At 54.5% G+C, this 19,150-nt stretch carries 13 protein-coding genes; 5 read left to right on the forward strand and 8 right to left on the reverse strand.

Annotated elements, in window-relative coordinates; translation table 11 throughout:
• Nucleotides 1–4: 4 nt before the first annotated feature.
• The 3 genes from GMO_RS07075 to GMO_RS07085 form a co-directional block, all read right to left on the reverse strand.
• Nucleotides 5–3,058: a BPTD_3080 family restriction endonuclease gene (locus tag GMO_RS07075; RefSeq protein ID WP_040508580.1), complete on the reverse strand. Its 3,054-nt coding sequence runs from the start codon at nucleotides 3,056–3,058 to the stop codon at nucleotides 5–7.
• Nucleotides 3,059–3,439: 381 nt separating this feature from the next.
• Complete coding sequence (locus GMO_RS14705; RefSeq protein ID WP_008851644.1) at nucleotides 3,440–5,311, reverse strand: hypothetical protein; 1,872 nt, start codon at nucleotides 5,309–5,311, stop codon at nucleotides 3,440–3,442.
• A gap of 32 nt (nucleotides 5,312–5,343) precedes the next feature.
• Nucleotides 5,344–5,739, reverse strand: coding sequence for a plasmid mobilization protein (locus tag GMO_RS07085; protein ID WP_040508583.1), 396 nt, complete (start codon nucleotides 5,737–5,739; stop codon nucleotides 5,344–5,346).
• 354 nt (nucleotides 5,740–6,093) lie between these two features.
• Between GMO_RS07085 and GMO_RS07090 the strand changes: the two genes are divergently transcribed.
• Nucleotides 6,094–7,314, forward strand: coding sequence for an SMP-30/gluconolactonase/LRE family protein (locus GMO_RS07090; protein ID WP_008851646.1), 1,221 nt, complete (start codon nucleotides 6,094–6,096; stop codon nucleotides 7,312–7,314).
• 68 nt (nucleotides 7,315–7,382) lie between these two features.
• On the opposite strand, the gene GMO_RS07095 is transcribed toward GMO_RS07090, so the two are convergent.
• The gene (locus tag GMO_RS07095) at nucleotides 7,383–7,802 is read right to left on the reverse strand and encodes a PIN domain-containing protein (protein WP_008851647.1); all 420 of its coding nucleotides are present in this window, start codon (nucleotides 7,800–7,802) and stop codon (nucleotides 7,383–7,385) included.
• A gap of 2 nt (nucleotides 7,803–7,804) precedes the next feature.
• Nucleotides 7,805–8,002, reverse strand: coding sequence for an AbrB/MazE/SpoVT family DNA-binding domain-containing protein (locus GMO_RS07100; RefSeq protein ID WP_008851648.1), 198 nt, complete (start codon nucleotides 8,000–8,002; stop codon nucleotides 7,805–7,807).
• A gap of 325 nt (nucleotides 8,003–8,327) precedes the next feature.
• On the opposite strand from GMO_RS07100, the gene GMO_RS14970 reads away from it, so the two are divergent.
• Together GMO_RS14970 and GMO_RS07105 are read left to right on the forward strand one after the other, a co-directional pair.
• Nucleotides 8,328–8,705, forward strand: a complete 378-nt coding sequence (locus GMO_RS14970) for a DUF6538 domain-containing protein (protein WP_408734796.1) — start codon at nucleotides 8,328–8,330, stop codon at nucleotides 8,703–8,705.
• A 283-nt stretch (nucleotides 8,706–8,988) separates the two neighbouring features.
• Nucleotides 8,989–10,209, forward strand: a complete 1,221-nt coding sequence (locus GMO_RS07105; protein ID WP_008851650.1) for an SMP-30/gluconolactonase/LRE family protein — start codon at nucleotides 8,989–8,991, stop codon at nucleotides 10,207–10,209.
• A gap of 907 nt (nucleotides 10,210–11,116) precedes the next feature.
• Here GMO_RS07105 and GMO_RS07110 read toward each other — a convergent pair.
• Both GMO_RS07110 and GMO_RS07115 read right to left on the reverse strand, forming a co-directional pair.
• The gene (locus tag GMO_RS07110; RefSeq protein ID WP_008851651.1) at nucleotides 11,117–13,222 is read right to left on the reverse strand and encodes a TonB-dependent receptor; all 2,106 of its coding nucleotides are present in this window, start codon (nucleotides 13,220–13,222) and stop codon (nucleotides 11,117–11,119) included.
• 495 nt (nucleotides 13,223–13,717) lie between these two features.
• The gene (locus GMO_RS07115; protein WP_008851652.1) at nucleotides 13,718–15,010 is read right to left on the reverse strand and encodes a lipopolysaccharide biosynthesis protein; all 1,293 of its coding nucleotides are present in this window, start codon (nucleotides 15,008–15,010) and stop codon (nucleotides 13,718–13,720) included.
• A gap of 259 nt (nucleotides 15,011–15,269) precedes the next feature.
• On the opposite strand from GMO_RS07115, the gene GMO_RS07120 reads away from it, so the two are divergent.
• Together GMO_RS07120 and pgm are read left to right on the forward strand one after the other, a co-directional pair.
• Nucleotides 15,270–16,400, forward strand: coding sequence for a CDP-glycerol glycerophosphotransferase family protein (locus GMO_RS07120; protein WP_008851653.1), 1,131 nt, complete (start codon nucleotides 15,270–15,272; stop codon nucleotides 16,398–16,400).
• Between the two features lie 119 nt (nucleotides 16,401–16,519).
• Nucleotides 16,520–18,166 carry a phosphoglucomutase (alpha-D-glucose-1,6-bisphosphate-dependent) gene (gene pgm, locus GMO_RS07125; RefSeq protein ID WP_008851654.1) on the forward strand — a complete coding sequence of 549 codons (1,647 nt, stop codon included), beginning with the start codon at nucleotides 16,520–16,522 and terminating at the stop codon, nucleotides 18,164–18,166.
• Between the two features lie 65 nt (nucleotides 18,167–18,231).
• Here the strand turns inward: pgm and GMO_RS07130 are convergent, their stop codons facing one another.
• A complete protein-coding gene (locus tag GMO_RS07130; RefSeq protein WP_008851655.1) occupies nucleotides 18,232–19,143 on the reverse strand; it encodes a LysR family transcriptional regulator in 912 nt (303 codons plus the stop codon).
• Between the last annotated feature and the right edge of the window lie 7 nt (nucleotides 19,144–19,150).

Below are 19,150 nucleotides of genomic sequence, written 5' to 3' on the forward strand. Positions count from 1 at the left end.
TCTCTTACGCCGCTTCTGTCGTCTTTGTTGTTTGGGGGGCGGCGCGCAGGCGATCCACCAGTTCATTGAATTTGTCTTCGATCTCGAAAACGTCTTTGAATTCCTCAAAAGCCCAGCGTCCACAGGTTCCAAGGTGGTTCACTCCAGGAATCCATAGCGTGCGCATTGTCTCGGCCTTGGCCTTTGCGTCTTCTTTTCGATATCCCTTGATTTCGACGACGAGACTGACTGGCTCGACCTCTCCGTCATCAATGCGGACGATGAAGTCCGGCCGGTAATGGCGGGAAACATGGCCATCATTGTAAGGCACTTCGAAACCAAGTCCCTGATTCTTTACATAGGCCAGAACGTGCGGGTTCTTCTCCACCACACGGCAGAACTCGGCTTCCCAGTCGCTGTCGCAAACGACCACGTTGATATGACTTTTCTTTGGATCGGTTTTCCATGTCGTCTTTGTCGTAACGAAACTCACATCGGCCGATGAACCGATCGGCGCGAAAGGATCGGGCACGACGATGACCGGCTTTTCTCCAATATTGGCGTAAGTAATAGCGTTCTTGATTTTCTCTGCTGCCCGTTCCGCGATATCTGGTCGAAGCAAAAGTGCAGGATAGGTCCCACCTTTGCAGACGAGGTGGTTGTCTATCCATTCCCGGACAATCCGGCGAATTGGGCCAAAGAGATGCAACGGCGGATCTTCTCCGGCATCGCGATAGGTGCGGGTGATGAGGTATGTCGCGAGCTTGAAGATAATGGTGGAGGCGCGTGCATCTTTCATGTCCGCGAGCGTGAGGTTGTTGCTCTCGCCGATAATGCCCGCATTCTCGGTGTTTGTCGGACCAACAAGGTCCGGTGTCAGCTCCAGCGTGGAGTCCGAAGTGAACCGCGCTATGACCTTCTTGTCAGGCAATTCAGTGCGGTAAGCAGCGACGCGGGGAAAGACGATTTCCAGAGCATCTCGGTCTGGACGCACAGCATGAACATGCGTGGTAGGTTTTGGGGTGGCCGGGACTGAAACGACGGGCTTTGCTGTAAAGTCGAACGGGATGCCAAGGATGTCGGCGTATTCGGGATTCAGCAAGCCCTCTGCATTCAGCTCATAGGACTGGCGGCGCAGGGCGCGACCGACGACCTGTTCGCACAGGAGTTGTGTGCCAAAGGCACGGACGCCAAGAATATGCGTGACGGTGTTCGCATCCCACCCTTCGGTAAGCATAGAGACGGAGACGACACAACGGATCTGCGCGCCCAGTTTGCCGGACTTGCCAACGGTGTTCATGACTTCGCGCAACAGCGTCGCGTCATCAATTTTGGCTGTGGCCTGCGGGTTGCCTTCACGTTCAGCAATGTCGCGGCGGAATCGTTCGATCTCGTCGGATGCAGCGGCGCGGAAGCCGGAATCGAGAGCTTCCCCGGATTCAAGCTGGGCGCTGTCAATCAGGATGGTACGCGGGCGGGAATGACGCTGATGATTTTCGTCGTAATTAGCGAAGAGTGGGAAATGCCCTGTGTTTACGACGGTTTCGGTGCCGTCTTCGCTGGTCTCGCTCCAGCCGGAGATGTATTTATAGACAAGTTCGGAAGTCGTCGTGTTGTTGCAGACGACGATGAAGACCGGCGGCACGTCAATGCCCTGCTGCTCCCAGATTTCAAAAACCTGACGGTAATGTCCATAAAGCGCGTCGAGCGCGTCATAGAGTAGATGCGGCAGTTTTTCTGGGTCAGCCACAGCGCTGCTGCCGCGCCCTTTCTTGGGCATATCCTTGCCGATATTATCCCACAGATTGCGCAGCAACGGCATCCGGCTACCGGGCACGTTGTCGGAAATCGGGACGCGGGGCAGTTTTACGATCCCGCATTCGATGGCGTCCATGAGGGAAAAATCACTCATCGTCCACGGGAAGAGTGTGCCTTCTGCATACCCTGAGCCGCGCAGAAAGAATGGCGTTGCGGAGAGATCGAAGATCGTTGCGATGCCAAGCTTACGCTGCACGATCTCAAGGCCGGAGAGCCAAAGCCGGGCAGCCTTGTTGTTCTCATCGGCTTCTACCTTGTCGTCGCCTTTGAGTGCCCCTTCCTCATCCGTTGTCGGCTTCTCGCGATAGCAGTGATGTGCTTCATCATTGAGCACGACGACACGTTTGAGACCCATCAGTTCGGGCATGACGCGCTGGAGCATCTGGCCTTCCGTTTCCAGCGTCTGGACGGTCTCTTCCCGCCAGCCTTCCAGAACCGTCCGTGTACCTTTCGCAATATCCAGTCGTTCGCGCAACTTGAAGGCGTGATAGTTAGTAATGACTATCCGGGCCTTCATCACGTCCGGCATCATGTCGAGCGGAACGATTTCGCGCGAACGGTAATAGCTGTCTGGATCATTGGGGAGCAGGACACGCAGCCGATCCTTGATTGTGATGCCAGGGGCCACGATCAGGAAGCCTGATGAAAACAGTTTGCTCCCTGGATGACGGACGGCATTCACGGTTTGCCACGCGATCAGTAGAGCCATGACGGTCGTCTTGCCGGCACCAGTAGCAAGCTTGAGCGCAAGCCGAGAGAGCCCAGGATTAGCGCCCTCGTTCGCCTGTTTTAGATGTTCGACAAACTGCGTGCCTCTACGGCCCAGTTTGGGCGCAACTTCAGTCAGCCAGATTGCTGTTTCGACCGCCTCGATCTGGCAAAAGAACGGCTTGATTCCACTAAAATCGTGGTGCCGCCAATATCGAAGCAGGCGTGCGGTTTCTGGCGTAACGCCCCACTGGTCTGGGTTGGGAAGCTGCCGCCAAGCATCTACGGCAGAACGCACTTGGTTGATAAGGCGACTATGATTATATTCCTGTGCTTCGGAAGAAAGCCCATCCGCATCTGTGTAGACCAGATTGGCTTGAGCTGCGGTCGCCTTGGTTTTCTTGGGTTTGGGAACCGGCGTAACGAATTCCGCTGCTCGCCGTGATTCTACAAGGGTTCCTGTAGGCTGCCCATGTTCGTCCAGTGCCCAGTGATGCGCCGGATATCCATAAGGGGAGTTGACGACGGGATGGAGGAAAAAGTCGTGTTGCATCAAACCGGATAATCCAGACAGCAGAAGAATTTGAGATCAACTGTAACAAACAATTTGCAACCCGACGAGATGTAGGTCACAGGCTGAGATAAAAGATTTAAATCCCTTTTTGTGGACGCTCAATTTTGTTGATCTAAATCTCATCATAAGATTTTACTGTTTGTCGCTTCCCTTGAAACGGCCGGCACAACGCATCGGCGGTTCACCCATCTTACACAAGGCATGGATCTGTCTGCTCCGGCATCAGCAATTTTAAAGGCAGTTGGGACTTACCGAGCCGACCAATCAGATGAGACAGTTTTCATGTCCGCTTTTTGGCTTTCCCAAAATTTGTACTGAGGTCCGACATGAGGCGAAAGCAGTCGAATGCTTACTCATTTCCTATGGAGATGGAGAGGACCTACGGGAAGCCACCTCCTGTAACGCCATGGGTTGAAGCGACCGATTGATGTCAGGACGATGATCGGACGGCGGAGAGACAGGAGTGTTCCTGTCGTAAAAGCGATCCAGTTCCCTCAGAGCCCTCTGGAACTGCCCCTGCCGTTTCAGATCTCTGACCGCAAAGCGGATATCTTCGGGAAGCTGGCGTGAAAGCCGCGCCAGTCGCTCAAGCCGAGCAACGGTCTGCTGCGCCTGATCACAGTCCGGGACGCGATCCGCATGCCATTGTGCAATAACATGCGCCCGCCTGTGCGCCGCTTCCCGGCAGAGATCCTTGATCCAGACGCGACGGGTTTTCTCATCCAGCAGTGTCTGGAGCAACTCGCGTTGGTCTTGCAGATAGTCCTGCCATGTCGCTTCCCGTTCCATGGGAACCGGGATCTGGAGTGGGTCAGGCTTCTGACTACTCAGTCCCAGGTGATACAGAATGAACTGCACGAGATAGCGCAGGATCTCGGCCAGCTGCGCCAAGGCCTGACGATACTGCTCCTCCGCCGCAGAAATCCTGCTCTTCCGAAAGAACAGGCTTTTCCGGGCTCCCAGTTCATCCAGTCTCTGTCGCGCCTGAGCAACGGCCTGATTGGCCTGCTTCAGTTTGACCCATCCGTCTCTCATCATCCGAAGGATGCATTCGGTCTGGATATCCAGAGGACTTTCCGGCCCGTAGCGCCGTTCCAGTGGATGTCGGGCATTCAGGACAGTTCGGGCAGCCTGCATCTCCTGTCTCCAGTCTTGCAGATAGATCTGGAACCCTTCACTGAACTGTTTGGGGTGCCGAGGGGAGCCGATGGACGGCAGGCGCTTTCGGAGAGCGTCCACTTCCCTCTGTGCATGGTCGTGGAGCCTTTGCCGGTCCAGTACAGACAGTGGAGCTGGCGGAGCCCAGATCAGGTCTTCGTTTTCCCGTTTCCGCTCCTCCCGCTGCTGGTGCCGGGTTTCGCGTCGTTCCAGGCGTTTGACGACGGGTCGAAGATCCACAGGTGATGGTTTGGAAGCCTCTTCTTCCAGCAGAAGACGAAAATCCTTCATGCGGACTTTCGTCAGCCGTGTGAATGACCCGATCAGCATGCCATCGTCTGTCTCGATGACATGCGCCTCCCGTCGCCGGTCCGTGCGGTCTCCCGGCCGCATGTGCCAGTTCTTCGTGCTCAGCAAGCGGCGGAATGTTTTCAGGTCATTCCCGGACTTCTCCCAGAACGCCAGGATCTCGCGTCTGGCGGCAGCCAGATCGAAGTCATGCCGCTCCGTCATCCTCCGGGCCTGCGAGGTATAGGCCGAGACTGGACGTTCTGAATGTTTTTCAGGAGCCAGGGAAGCAATCCTGTCCGCTGCTTCAGGATTTCCAGCCTCTCTCAGAGCCTTGGCAATAGCCCGGTCATGACGTCCGGGGACGAGGTCATGGCCCCGCCGCAGTTCTTCCAGCCGTGCCACCTTTTCCAGTCGCTGCCATGTAAATCGGCTGCTGAGAACATGATCGTCCTGCCATTCGGGCAGAAGCAGGTGACCATGCGTACTGCCCTCTTTCTGATGGATCACCAGTGTCAGGCGGGCGGGATCAGCCCCCAGTTCCGTGCAGATCTCATGGGCGAAGTGGGCGAGCTGATCATCGCTCATCGGTTCGGACGGATTGAAGGCGATATGACGCAGGCCGTACCGGATGTTTTCCCGCCGTGCTTCCTTCATCCAGTCTTTCAGGAGATAGTCACTCCCGATCATCAGCCGGATGGCTTCATTCTTCGCGCCAGACAGGACATGTCGTGAAACGGCCTGATGCCCACTCCTGGTTTTGATCCGGCTTTCCTGCACAATCATGGCGTCGCACCTGCGAAGACCTGATCACCGGTTCAGTGCATGACAGGAAGGGAAGCAGATCGAAGCCGACGGGGCCGACCGGAACGCAGACTGCGCAGAAGGATGTCGGTCCGGTCCTTCAGGCGGTCAATGTCCTGCAACGTGTCACCACAGGCGACGGCGTCGCCGAGATGAGCTGCATGAGCGAGCTGGTTCAGGTTGTTACCAATCCGTCCCAGCTCTCCCCGCAACTGACGGAGTTCACGATTGACCGTTCCGCCGCAACGATGCGACAGGACCGCGTCCTGCAACAGAGTACGGACCCAGTCAGCAGTCGTCGCATGACCGAGGATTTGGGCGGTTCTGCTCCAGCATTCCAGCTCGTCAGGCGAGGCTCGGACAGACAGACGAGAAGATCGGGCACGGGATAAGGATGGGATCTCAGGCATGGCGGGGCGTCCTGGTCTGGGGGTCAACGGGGGAAGCATTCCCCCTTGCCAGCTGTCGAATGGTTACCCTTGGGTAGCCGTTCGACACTGCTGGCTCAGGACAGAAGGGCTCATAGAACAGGATAGCAATTCAAGAACCGGATTTCAGAATAAGAGAGAAGAAAATTGTAATTATTTTATTTCACTCGAGCCAATGCCTCGTTCTCCTGATTTTTATTAAAAAATGAAGTTCGGAAATCACTCCCTTCAAAAATATTGAAATACCCATAGTGATATTTTCTTTTAATTACGCGATGTTGATTTCTCTCTGCGCCGCAATTCATGAAAATACACGGATGACCCGAGGAAAATTTCATGACTGACCACCTTTCGCTTCAGGCACCAACCCAATCCGAAAAATACCTCACGCGACGCAGCGTTCTAAGCGGTGTCGCAGGAATTTCCCTTCTGGGATTCAGCAGTGTCCGAGCCGCCAGTGTTCCAGGCAGCGTTTCACCTCCAAGCGTCGTCAGTCAGCCCCCACGGGCATGGGGAACACAGGCAGGCCCCAGCTATGTGCCGGACCCGGATGTCATCACTCTCGACCCGTCCTTTAAAGACCTGACCTATTTTGCATCTCCCATCCGTCGCGTATGGGACCAGGGTGGCTGGCTGGAAGGCCCGGCCTGGAGTAACGAAGGGCGCTTTCTGGTTTTAAACGACGTCATCCGTTCCCGTGCCCTGCGCTATACATGGGAAACAGGCGAGATTTCAGACTTTCGTCCTGACAGTTATGCTGCAAACGGTAACTGTTTCGATTTCACGGGACGCCTCATTGTCTGCGAGGACTTTTTCCGACGTGTGGTCCGTTGGGAACATGATGGAAGCGTCAAAGTTCTTGCCGACCGATATAATGGACAAGGCCTGAACTCTCCCAATGATGTCGTACCCCATCCAGATGGAAGTGTCTGGTTCACCGACCCAGGCTACGGCACGAACCTGACCGAAGGCCATCCTGACGCACCGGGAGGACCGACAAATCCGGACGGAAAAATTCGCTGGAATATCGGGCGCGAACTCATTGGCGAAATTGGTGGCACAAAGCGTCAGGCTGACAATGTGTTTCGAATTGCTCCAGACGGAACGCTCACATCTGTCCTTCCAGAAAAAGACCTTCGTGACCCGAACGGCCTGTGTTTTTCAACGGACTATAAAAAGCTCTATCTCGTTTCCACACCCAAGGGTCCCGGTCAGACAGTTGGAGGAGACCAGGCCATTCACGTTTATGATGTTAATGGCAGCGTCCTGAGCAATGGGCGTATTTTCACCAATATGCAGCTCAATGGCGCACAGATGAACCCGGACGGCATCCGCATAGACGTTTTTGGAAATCTGTGGTGTGGAGCCTCCGGCCCTCTCGGCTTGTGCGGCGTGATGGTTTTCAATCCGGCAGGAAAACTGATTGGACGAATCAGACTCCCTCAAGGCTGCTCCAACCTGACCTTTGGTGGTCCAAAACGTGACCATCTCTTTATGTGCGCGGCGGGATCTCTTTTCACACTTCAGGTCGGTGTGCAGGGGTTTGCACCCTCTTGAGATAATATGAGGGACCCTACGCTCTCCCAAAAATACGCTGGGCCGTAAATGCCCAGAGAATTTCTAGCTTATCCGGCAGCCTGTGCAGGCGCAAACGGGTTCCGGATAACGGTCATATCGAACACTGACAGACCATCCTGCATATCTTCTGACAGAACTGTTTCGAGGCCGTTTTCAATGGCACAGGCTAGGATCATGCTGTCATAGGTCTGCAAGCCATAGCGGCGCACAATCGCCCAACCTCGTGCATAAACGCCTATTGTCAGGTCATGCACCGTGGTCAGACTTCTGATGTCAGAAACAAGTTCCCCGATATCATCCAAAGACAGTTCCGTCTTACGGCGCAGCGTATTGGTCATCTCGTTCAGGGACTGAACCGAGATATGACAGTCCGATTGGCTTAGAAGCGCCACGGCAATGCGCGTTTTCTCTAGGTCCTGCTCCATGCAGGCATAGAGCAGGATATTGGTATCGAGAAAAATGGACATGCTCAGTCCTGAGGACGCTCAAAGCGAAAGTCCTTGGGTAATTTACGGCCTATCGTTTTCAGAGACTGCAAAGCCTCTTCATGGCTTTTGAGACGAGAAAAGACCGCCTCAACATTGTCGCCTTCCTGCAAGCCAAGCTGCCTGACGATATGGGCGGGAATACGAACCGCAAGGCTGTTTCCCCATTTTGAGACCTGCATGACGCCCTCCCCTGATGGATAAACATATACCTATTTTAGATATCCGTCGCTCTGCAAGAAAAATCCTCTCTCAAGAGAGGCTTGCCTTACCAGAATGTTTGCCAGAGAATGGGCTTAGATTTGGTCATGGAAAGACTAGCGTCGGGTTTTTCGACATCTTTTCAAGTGGTTGGCTGTGGGGCGCATCCCGCAACACTAGGTTCGAGTCCCGCAGCTCGCACCAGCAACTCATTGAAATCATTGTCTTTGACCGCCGGGCTCAGAACGGAAAATGGGCACTTGTCCAACAAGTTGTCCATTTTCTGTACAACACCGGACACGATGAGTGCTCAAAAAGATAGGCAAAACATATCATTTTCGCAGGGCTGTCCCTCGTGGCCTGCGTGATTCGCTCGGGCAAACAGAGTTCTCGATTTCACTGAAAACACAGAACCGCCGGACTGCGAGGTCCAGGGCTGTGGTGATATACGCGGAGATAGACAGAGTTCTGTGGAGTGGTGATGACGTGAAGAGCAAGGTTGACGCTCTAGCTAGGCTCCGGGAGAGAGACTATTTCTGGAGACGATTTCAAGAAGAACCTTCTTACAGCGTTCGATGCAGCCGATCAGGGCGGCCAGAAGGTGCTTCTCGGTTATCAGGCATGGCCGGACGTCTTGTTCTGTGGAGGTCAACAGGGGAGTCCTCCTTGCCGACTGTCTCGTAGATAACCACGCTACACTTCTGAGCAAGGCAGAAATGTCTCAGAAAACAGAATAGCAATTCAAAAAACCGAATTTTGAAACCGTACAGAAGGGAAATGAAAATTATTTGATTTCATCCTAGTGAAAACATCGGTCTCGGTAAATTCGTTTGAAAAAGAAATCCGGAAACATGCTCTTCCAAAAATATCGGCATGCATATTCTGATATATTCTTGCGATTACGCGATGGTGATTTCTCTCTATGCAGTAATTCATGAAAATACTCGGGTGATCTGAGGAAAATTTCATGACTGACCATCTTTCGTTTCACACACCAGCCCGGCCCGAAAAATGCCTCACCCGACGCAGCGTTCTAACTGGCGTTGCTGGGGCTTCCATCCTGGGGCTCAGCAGTACCCGAGCCGCCAGTGTCCCCGGAAGCGTTTCACCACCGAGTGTCGTCAGTCAGCCCCCACGGGCATGGGGAACACAGGCAGGCCCCAGCTATGTGCCGGACCCGGATGTCATCACTCTCGACCCGTCCTTTAAAGACCTGACCTATTTTGCATCTCCCATCCGTCGCGTATGGGACCAGGGTGGCTGGCTGGAAGGCCCGGCCTGGAGTAACGAAGGGCGCTTTCTGGTTTTAAACGACGACATCCGTTCCCGTGCCCTGCGCTATACATGGGAAACAGGCGAGATTTCAGACTTTCGTCCTGACAGTTATGCTGCAAACGGTAACTGTTTCGATTTCACGGGACGCCTCATTGTCTGCGAGGACTTTTTCCGACGTGTGGTCCGTTGGGAACATGATGGAAGCGTCAAAGTTCTTGCCGACCGATATAATGGACAAGGCCTGAACTCTCCCAATGATGTCGTACCCCATCCAGATGGAAGTGTCTGGTTCACCGACCCAGGCTACGGCACGAACCTGACCGAAGGCCATCCTGACGCACCGGGAGGACCGACAAATCCGGACGGAAAAATTCGCTGGAATATCGGGCGCGAACTCATTGGCGAAATTGGTGGCACAAAGCGTCAGGCTGACAATGTGTTTCGAATTGCTCCAGACGGAACGCTCACATCTGTCCTTCCAGAAAAAGACCTTCGTGACCCGAACGGCCTGTGTTTTTCAACGGACTATAAAAAGCTCTATCTCGTTTCCACACCCAAGGGTCCCGGTCAGACAGTTGGAGGAGACCAGGCCATTCACGTTTATGATGTTAATGGCAGCGTCCTGAGCAATGGGCGTATTTTCACCAATATGCAGCTCAATGGCGCACAGATGAACCCGGACGGCATCCGCATAGACGTTTTTGGAAATCTGTGGTGTGGAGCCTCCGGCCCTCTCGGCTTGTGCGGCGTGATGGTTTTCAATCCGGCAGGAAAACTGATTGGACGAATCAGACTCCCTCAAGGCTGCTCCAACCTGACCTTTGGTGGTCCAAAACGTGACCATCTCTTTATGTGCGCGGCGGGATCTCTTTTCACACTTCAGGTCGGTGTGCAGGGGTTTGCACCCTCTTGAGATAATATGAGGGGCGCTACGCCCCTCAAAAACACGCTGGATTGTACCAGAACGCTAGTCACGAAATGCTCGGAGAATTTTTGGCTTATCTGGCAGCTTGCAACGGCACGAACGGGTTCCGGAGAACGATCATATCGAATACGGACAGACCATCCTGCATGTCTTTCGATATAATCGTTTCTATATAATTCTTAATGACACATTGCCAAAATCATGCTGTCATAAGTCTGCAAGCTACACCGACGGATAATGGCCCATCCACGTGCACAAACATTCGTGGTCAGGTCATGCACCGTTGTCAGACTGCTGATGTCTGCGACCAGTTCTCCTATGTCTTCAAGGGATAGTTTTGTCTTGCGCCGCAGCGTATTAGTCATCTTGTTCAGGGACTGAACCGAGATATGGCAGTCCGCATGGCCAAGATATCTTCCGCAACACGCATTTTTCCAACATTTTGTTCTAGGCAGGCATAGAGCAGGATATTCGTATTCAAAAGAACGGATATGCTCAGTCCTATGGACGTTCAACCAAAAAAATCACCTGAACGGACAGATCCATTTCAATATGGTCGTACTGGACAATCCGGTTGCCTCTCAAAGCGAAAGACTATTGCACACACAGGAAGCACAGATGATGCTCCTGCCTCCACGTGATCCAGGCTTCAACCTGTTCGAAATAAACTCCACTCCTTTGCGGACCAAGACAGAAAGAACTGTCATGGCCTTGGAGGGCGCTTCTGGATACGGGTCAGAACAACGCGAGTTTGCTCTCGATTGGATCATTGGTTCCAATCGTCCTGCCTCTTTATGCTTCCAGCATCTCTCATATGCTGGTCACGAGTTCTGTCTCCGACTAAAAAAGGGCAACCCTAAGGCTACCCTTTTTAAAAATACGTTCCAAATAAAGATCAGAATGACGTCGAAACCGTTCCTGTCATACTGAAACGGGGTTCAACATAAAACTGGGCTCCGCTGCCTGTTTTGGACATGTTGCCATTCATCAGGAGAACGGAACGCATATTTGTTCCCACACCAACAGCACCAGTCCGGACGATGGACCCCGTGAGGTTGGTGAAGTTCAGACGAAACGTAGGCGACTTTGCAAAGAGGAAAGGCTTGAAGTGATACCCGAGAGATAGGGTATCCGTTACATAACCAGGAATACGCTGATCGCCGGCCAGGGTGACAGATTGCGGGCCTGTATAGTGAACCGTTCCGTTTGCGAAAAAACCTTTATATGTGTAGGTCAGACCAAAATTGGCCAGTACATGTGGCGCCATTGGGGCCTGCTTGCCCTTCGTTCGGAAAGCGGACAGATTTCCCTCAATGTCTGAAGCCGCAATGTTGGTGTCCATCCGGGCATTCAGATATTCGAACGAAACATAAGGACTGAAGCCGTGAATCGGCTGTGCGGCAAGCATGACGTCGAAGCCGCGTACTGTCTGGTTGCCAGCATTGACCACACCGGACTGGTTGTCACCGACATATGTCGAGAGCAAGCGGTTCGTGATATTGTAATTGAACAGATCAAGATCAGCAACGATATACTGATCATGATACCGGTATCCCAGTTCTTCCTTGATGGAATACTGATTTTTCGGGAATGTTCCAGTCAGCTTCGTATTGGTCAGAGCAGATGCGCTCGGCTGACGGAAATCTCCTTCGGCGTTGATGTAGATCTGGTTATGGGTGTTGATGTTGTAGCTGACCGAGAAATGTGGCAGCGGCGCCGTCAGGTTTTCGCCCATCTGGGCGCGCCCCGGATAGGTCATGTACCAGAGATTGGACATGATATATTTGAAGCCGGCATTCATGATCAGGCGGTCATTGAAATATTTCGCCGTTTCCTGAAGGAAAAGGGAGTGCGTCTCCGATCCGGTCCGACTTCCGGGATAATCACGTGTACCTTTGGAATAGACCTGATAGGCGCCGTTGTTCGGGCTTGGATTGGCTCCGTTGGCCGTTGTTACACTTAAGGGGAAATGAACGGTTGAATCTGTGTTCTGGTACCAGTACCCGATCTCGAAATAGTTATGTGCATCAATGTCATAGCCAAGTTTGGCGACAGCACCGACATTGAGCGCACCATTGGCCTGATAATAGCTGGTCAGAGGAGCCCCAGCCGCCACTGACTGACCGCTAGCGTAAGTGTACTGACCGGCACTGGCATTCCCACCGGCTTCTCCATCCCAACCCTGACCCCAGTTGTAATATGGCTTCAGGTCAAAGACGAGCTTGCGCGTCAGGACGACATGGATAGGCGCCGTCAGAAAGAACTCATTCCAGTGATCGATATTGTTTTTCCAGTACTGGTTCCCGACAGGATCGTACTCTCCTTTCCAGCCATAACCGGTACCGTTATGCTTATAGGCATAGAATTCGGACTGGTTCGCATAGTTGTTGACGACGAAATCTTCGTTGTTCCAGGATAGGAAAACTTTCGCGAAAGACCCGTTGCTCCAGTCCTTGCGGATGCCGAAATCGATATGACGACGCTGGTTGATACCTGCGCCCATCCAGGAGCGCGCATGTGTATTGGAAAAGGAGAAAAAACTGCGGACGCCGGAATTCGCAATATTGCCGGATTCAAGACGAATGAATTCGCGCGACAGGTTGTTGGTTCCGTACGAAAAATCCATCATGCCACCGAATTTGTGCGACGGGTCATGGGATGTTTCGTTCATGACACCACCAGCTGCAGAGGTTGTGGCGACATCAATGGGAGACGATCCTGGAAGGATACTGACACTGTCGAGATTTTCGGAATCAATATCTTCGGCCAGATAGGTCGCGTTCTGGGCGGGAGCACCATCCAAAAGAAGACCCATATCCGAATCTGTCAGACCCCGGTTCTGGATCTGTCCGCCCTGAAGACCGGATGTGTCGGTTGTGGAAATACTGACACTTGGAAGGTTCTTGATCAGGTCGAGAGCCGTGCTCGTCGGGCTTTTGGCTTCGATATAAGCTTTTGAAACCGTCTGGATAGCGTAGGGCGCCGTCTCCACCCGCATCATGCCGCCACCACGGCTCCGGCTATTGGGCGAATTTGACACGACGACATGCTCGTCGGAATGGGAATCAATAGAGCTTGGCGACTTTTTGCGGGACATAGAAACTGTACCCGCCACATGTGGCGCAGCGGCAGACCCATGGCCTGATGATGCGTGATGATGCGTGACATGCGCCTGGGAGGAATTAGAAGTCCGGGCTGAAGCAATCTTGCTGATACTGGTAGAGCCCAGACCGGCAAGGCAGCTCATCAGAAAAAGCGATTTACGGGATGAAACTGTTCTGGAGAGGTACTGCTTTTTCAATTTATGCCTTCCCTGGCTGCTACTCTATTCAAAAGGCGCGATATTCGCTGTCCGGGACACCCCTCGTATCCATTGCCGCCCCGTATCATACCCCATGCTCTCGCCCAAAGAGATTGACCGAATATTTCAGCGAAACATGTCGCGAAAAATTTTATCCTTGCACGCAGGCCACACAGACTGGCGATGCCGATCAGATCAGGAGGCAGTGTCTTCGGACTGAGACCGGGCATCATCTGCCTCTCCGATCCGACCGGAAAACATCCATACGCCTAGCAGACGGGAGAACAGAATAGCGGCATTGCAGAGCGCTGTCGTAAAGCAGGCCCCAGCGAGACCGAAAAGAAGCGTCAGGACATAGATGCTGGGGAAATAGATGAAAGTAACGACTGATCGACTGGTCATCAGGAAGCGGACATGCCCGACCACAATCAGCAGAGGTTCGAGCGGAATGACCAGAAGGCTGAAAATTGCCGCAACCAGCATGATGGAAATATAGAGAGACGTGTGCGGGACATGGACGTGGAGCATCAGGGCGAAAATCTTCGATCCCAGCAGCGCGGCCACCAGAAGCAGGACCAGGGAAATGCCGCCCAGTATCCCGAAAACGCGCCACGTTACCTGTTTCAGTCCCTTCCAGTTCTGCTGATCGCGCATTTTGACGAGTTCAGGATAGAGGACAGGAGAAATAAGCTGCGCTGGCGTCACGATGCCATCCGCGATCTGGCGACAGACCCGGAAAACGGCTGCTTCCGCCGGCCCTAGGCCGTTGCCCACAAGAAGCGTGGCGACATTGCCGGAAATGGCACCCAGCGTCTGGTTGATGCTGGCGGCTCTCGTGAACTGCCACATCCCGGGAAGCTGCCACGTCCAGTGCCGGAAGGCCTGAAAATACCGCAGCCTGAATTTCCCACGCAGGATCCGGAAGGCCGCCTGCATATAGAGGCTGTAATCCATGAACAGGGTCGCAGCCCAGACCGCGAGAAAATAGCCCAGCTTCAGATGCAGGACATATCCGATCAGAACACCAGCCGTCCGGACAAGGGCGGCGCAGCTATCGATCAGGGGAACGAGATGGAATTTCCCCGCCATGCGCAGAACGCCTATGGCCCATCCCGTATACATCAGAGGGCTGGCGAAGATATAGAGGTCCGCCAGAAAGCGGACATGCCCCGACCAATGGGCCGTACTGCCATAGATCTGGACAGCAATCAGCCCGAAGACAACGGAAAAGGCCGCCGAAAGTCCATCAAGCCGGATGCAGAAATGAATGACCTGCCGAAGCAGGTCGGTGTCATTCCCGTTGAAAGCTTCGCTACCAAAACGGATCAGCGTCTGCCACGACTGCATCCGTGACAACATGGATGCAGTCGTGGCCAGGGAATGAATCAGGATCAGCAACCCGAAACCGGGTAGCCCGAGGGTCCTGACTGCAAACGCAATATAAATGAAGCTGCACAATGCATTGGCCACACGGCCAAGGGTGAGCATGCTCGTATTTCGGAAGATTGATCTGAAAACAGAGGTCTCACCTGACATGCGGGTCTTCTGACCACAAAGCCCGCAGGGTGTCTATAGTCGGCATCCCTCCCGGGCAGACATGCTTCGTCGCAGGCATCTGCCTTGACAGACAGTCAGGTCACGTTATCCCGAGGCATTACAGTATGTGACATTTTCATGACAGAGACTTCAAGATGCGCCTGATTTCAAAAGAAAAGAAGATCGCATTTCAAAACAAGAAAAACCGATCATGAATATCGCCTTTATTTATATTGCAGAACCCTACCAATGCTATCATACAGCGTCTGTAGCCAGTGCTCTTTCACATATCCCCGGCTTTACTGTAACTGAATATTACAGCTTTTCAGAAACCGTCGCCCATCTTTCCCGGATCCGTCAGGCCCTTCACGAGCCTCCCCTCCCCTTGCGCCAGTTCAGCAAATCCCCGAAAGCCCGCCTTCTCTCAAGACTGAAGCGGCTGGATCAGGAGCGTGAACTCGTCCTGCAGGAAAATATTCCTGAACTGAACCGGTACGATGCCATCGTGGCAACCGAATATACCGCAGGACTGCTCAAGAAGATGGGGCTCTCCGGTCCGGAGCTAATCCTTCTGATGCACGGTGCAGGGGACCGATACGTCAATGACGAACATCTTGTCCGCGACTTTGACCTGACGCTCCTACCAGGCCCCAAGGTGGAGCAGTATTTCAGAGAGAATGGCCTTCTCCGGGAGGGACATTACAGTGTGGTCGGTTATCCCAAGTTCGATGTCTTCGATGCTCTGGGTAAAAATCCTACCCCCCTGTTTTCAGACAAGCGCCCCTTTGTCCTTTATAATCCCCATTACCAGCGGAAACTGACCTCGTATCGCGCCTGTACGAAAGAAATCACCCGTGGTTTCAGACAGCAGGATACCTGGAATCTGGTGATCGCTCCGCATATCAAGATGTTTCACAAGGGATTTGGCCTCCGGTCGCATTTCCTGAAACGGCAGGCGAAAAGTGGGATTTTCGTGGATACCGGCTCATCCGCCATGCTGGACATGACATACACCTCGCAGGCCGCCATTTACGTTGGTGACGTCAGCAGTCAGGTCTATGAATTCCTGGCCATCCCCCGGCCCTGCGTGTTCCTCAATCCCCGGAAGCTCCCGTGGCGGGACAATCCCCATTTCCTTCACTGGACACTGGGCGACGTGGTGGAAGATCCTAAAGACATCATGGACGCCATTACCCGCGCGCCCGAGCGTCACGCCCATTACAGGCCCCTTCAGGAAAAGCTTTTCCGCGAAACGTTCGGGGCACCCCTTTTCGGCGCATCGCAGCGGGCTGCCGACGCCATTGGCAATTATCTGCAGCGGGACCGACCAGCCAAGGCCTGAGAACGACATCTGAAACTGCCGCACTCTGGGCAGAAGGCTGAATACGTGTTTTTCTAAGCCAAAGCGGTGTTCGTGCGTTACTGCCGAGACCTCACGGAGATGCAAGGATTTTTGAAGCAATGGCTCACCTTAGCCCACTGGCTGGCAAGACACTCCCCCCCTCCCAACTGACTGACATCCCGGCGCTGATCGCCGCCTATTATGACCGCAGGCCGGATGTCTCGATCCCGACCCAGCGCGTCTCGTTCGGAACGTCCGGTCACCGGGGCTCGGCACTGCATACCAGTTTCAATGAAAACCATATTCTGGCGATTTGCGAAGCCATCTGCCGCTACCGCAAGGCAAAGGGAATTGACGGACCGATCTTCATTGGCCGGGACTCCCATGCCCTGTCCGAACCGGCACAGAAATCCGCCATTGAGGTTTTCGCGGCTCACGGCATCGACGCACGCATTGACGCCCATGACGGCTATACGCCCACGCCCGTCATTTCCCACGCCATCCTGACCTACAACAAGGGGCGCAAGACCGGACTGGCGGATGGCGTTGTCATCACGCCGTCCCATAATCCACCGGCCGATGGCGGATTCAAATACAATCCGACGACTGGCGGCCCAGCGGATACGGCCATCACCAAGACCATTCAGGACATGGCCAACGGCTTTCTGGCAGACGGCCTGAAGGATGTTAAACGCCTGCCTTATGATGAGGCGCGGAAAGCCTCCTGCATCCAGGGATATGATTTCGTCACACCCTATGTGGATGATCTGGATTCCGTCATCGACATGAAGGCCATCCGCGATGCCGGTGTAAAAATCGGCATCGATCCACTGGGCGGCGCGGCCGTTTCGTACTGGAAGCCGATTTTCGAGAAATATGGCCTGAACGGTACCATCGTCAGTGACGTAGTGGACCCGACCTTTTCCTTCATGACCGCTGACTGGGACGGTCAGATCCGCATGGACTGTTCCTCTCCTTCGGCCATGGCGCGACTGATCAGTATGGGCGACCGTTTCGACGTGGCGTTCGCCAATGATACGGATGCAGACCGGCACGGCATCGTCGCCATGCCGGACGGCCTGATGAACCCGAATCATTATCTATCAGTCGCGATTTCCTATCTGTTCCAGAACCGTCCGCAGTGGAACCCGGATCTGGGCGTTGGCAAGACGGTCGTGAGCAGTGGGCTGATTGACCGGGTGGCGAAAGAACTGGGGCGCAAGCTGGTCGAGGTGCCGGTCGGGCTGAAATGGTTCGTGTCGGGCCTGCTGAACGGGACACTGGGTTTTGGCGGCGAAGAAAGCGCGGGGGCGACATTCCTGCGGCGTGACGGGACCGTCTGGACGACGGACAAGGACGGCATCATCCTTGGCCTGCTGGCAGCGGAAATCACGGCCAGAACCGGGAAGAACCCCAGCGCCCATTACCATGAGATCATCGCCCGTCTCGGCACGCCCTATTATGAGCGCATCGATGCCGCGGCCACGCCGGAGCAGAAAGCCAAGCTCAGCAAGCTGACCCCGGAGCAGTTTCCGCTGGAAACGCTGGCCGGGGAAAAGATCATCAGCAAGCTGACCCGTGCGCCCGGCAATGACGCGCCCATCGGCGGCCTCAAGGTTGTGACCGAAAACGGCTGGTTCGCGGCCCGCCCGTCCGGCACGGAAGACGTGTACAAGATCTATGCTGAGAGCTTCAAAAGCGTGGAACACCTCCATGCCATCCAAAAGGAAGCACAGGCGGCCATCTCGAAAGTGTTCGAATCCTGATCGTCTGAACAGCGGGGCGGAAGACGTGGTGCAGGTCTTCCGCCCTGTTCCCTGACAGGCGGGAACTACCTTGCGTGCTGGCTGATCCGGCGGATCTGGTGAATGAAGTACAGCTTGGCGCCTGTCATTCTCACCGAGCGGAACACGAGATAAAGCGGCGCCGTCAGGGCCGTGCGGATGGACAGTGGTAGGTAGGTGATTTGTCCAGCGTGGTGCTGCTGCATGGACTGGGGGACGAGTGAGATTCCCAGGCCACCGGCCACGAGATTCAGCGCAGCCATGAGCTGCGGTCCCTTCTGGCGGATTTTCGGCTGGAAGCCGGCGCCCAAGCAGGCATCCACGATCGTTTTGTACAGGCCGTTGTTGTACTGGCTCTGATAGAGGATGAAGTCTTCCTCCTCCAGATCGATCAGTCGCAGGCCATTCCCAGGCGGATGACGAGCCAGGGGATACGACTTCGGCACGGCGACGACCATCGGCTCTTCGAGAACGAGTTCCACGACTACATCCGACACGTAGGGTATGGATGTGCGGATGAAGGCTGCATCGAGCTGGTCATCCCTAAGGGCGCCCAGAAGCTGGCTGGAATTCCCTTCCGTCAGGGTCAGGGCCACATCGGGCCAAGTCTCCCGGAACTGCCCCAGCGTGGCGGGAAGACTGGGATTGCACATGGCGGAATTGGTGAAGCCGATGGCCAGTTCCCCGCTCTCCCCGCGCACGATCCGCCGCACATCCTCCACGGTTTCATCCATGCGTTCCAGAATGTCATACGCCCCCTTGAGGAAGCTGCGTCCCGCGGAAGTCAGGCGCATGCCTTTTGCATGACGCTCGAACAACTGGACGCCGAGCTCGTTTTCAAGCGCGCGCAGAAGGCGGGTCAGGGGCGGCTGCTGGATGCCGAGCCTTGCAGCGGCGCGAGTCAGCGTGTGTTCCTCCGCGATGGCGATGACGGCGCGAAGATGACGGAGTTCGATCATGCGATAC

The organism is Gluconobacter morbifer G707 (assembly GCF_000234355.1).
GTDB lineage: Bacteria > Pseudomonadota > Alphaproteobacteria > Acetobacterales > Acetobacteraceae > Gluconobacter > Gluconobacter morbifer.

Coding starts and splice junctions, on each gene's coding strand:
- GMO_RS07090 (WP_008851646.1), top strand. CDS start 6,094: ATGACTGACCACCTTTCGCTTCAGGCACCAACCCAATCCGAAAAATAC.
- pgm (WP_008851654.1), top strand. CDS start 16,520: ATGGCTCACCTTAGCCCACTGGCTGGCAAGACACTCCCCCCCTCCCAA.
- GMO_RS07120 (WP_008851653.1), top strand. CDS start 15,270: ATGAATATCGCCTTTATTTATATTGCAGAACCCTACCAATGCTATCAT.
- GMO_RS14705 (WP_008851644.1), bottom strand. CDS start 5,311: ATGATTGTGCAGGAAAGCCGGATCAAAACCAGGAGTGGGCATCAGGCC.
- GMO_RS07115 (WP_008851652.1), bottom strand. CDS start 15,010: ATGCTCACCCTTGGCCGTGTGGCCAATGCATTGTGCAGCTTCATTTAT.
- GMO_RS07075 (WP_040508580.1), bottom strand. CDS start 3,058: ATGCAACACGACTTTTTCCTCCATCCCGTCGTCAACTCCCCTTATGGA.
- GMO_RS07085 (WP_040508583.1), bottom strand. CDS start 5,739: ATGCCTGAGATCCCATCCTTATCCCGTGCCCGATCTTCTCGTCTGTCT.
- GMO_RS07095 (WP_008851647.1), bottom strand. CDS start 7,802: ATGTCCATTTTTCTCGATACCAATATCCTGCTCTATGCCTGCATGGAG.
- GMO_RS07100 (WP_008851648.1), bottom strand. CDS start 8,002: ATGCAGGTCTCAAAATGGGGAAACAGCCTTGCGGTTCGTATTCCCGCC.
- GMO_RS07110 (WP_008851651.1), bottom strand. CDS start 13,222: ATGATGCGGGTGGAGACGGCGCCCTACGCTATCCAGACGGTTTCAAAA.
- GMO_RS07130 (WP_008851655.1), bottom strand. CDS start 19,143: ATGATCGAACTCCGTCATCTTCGCGCCGTCATCGCCATCGCGGAGGAA.
- GMO_RS07105 (WP_008851650.1), top strand. CDS start 8,989: ATGACTGACCATCTTTCGTTTCACACACCAGCCCGGCCCGAAAAATGC.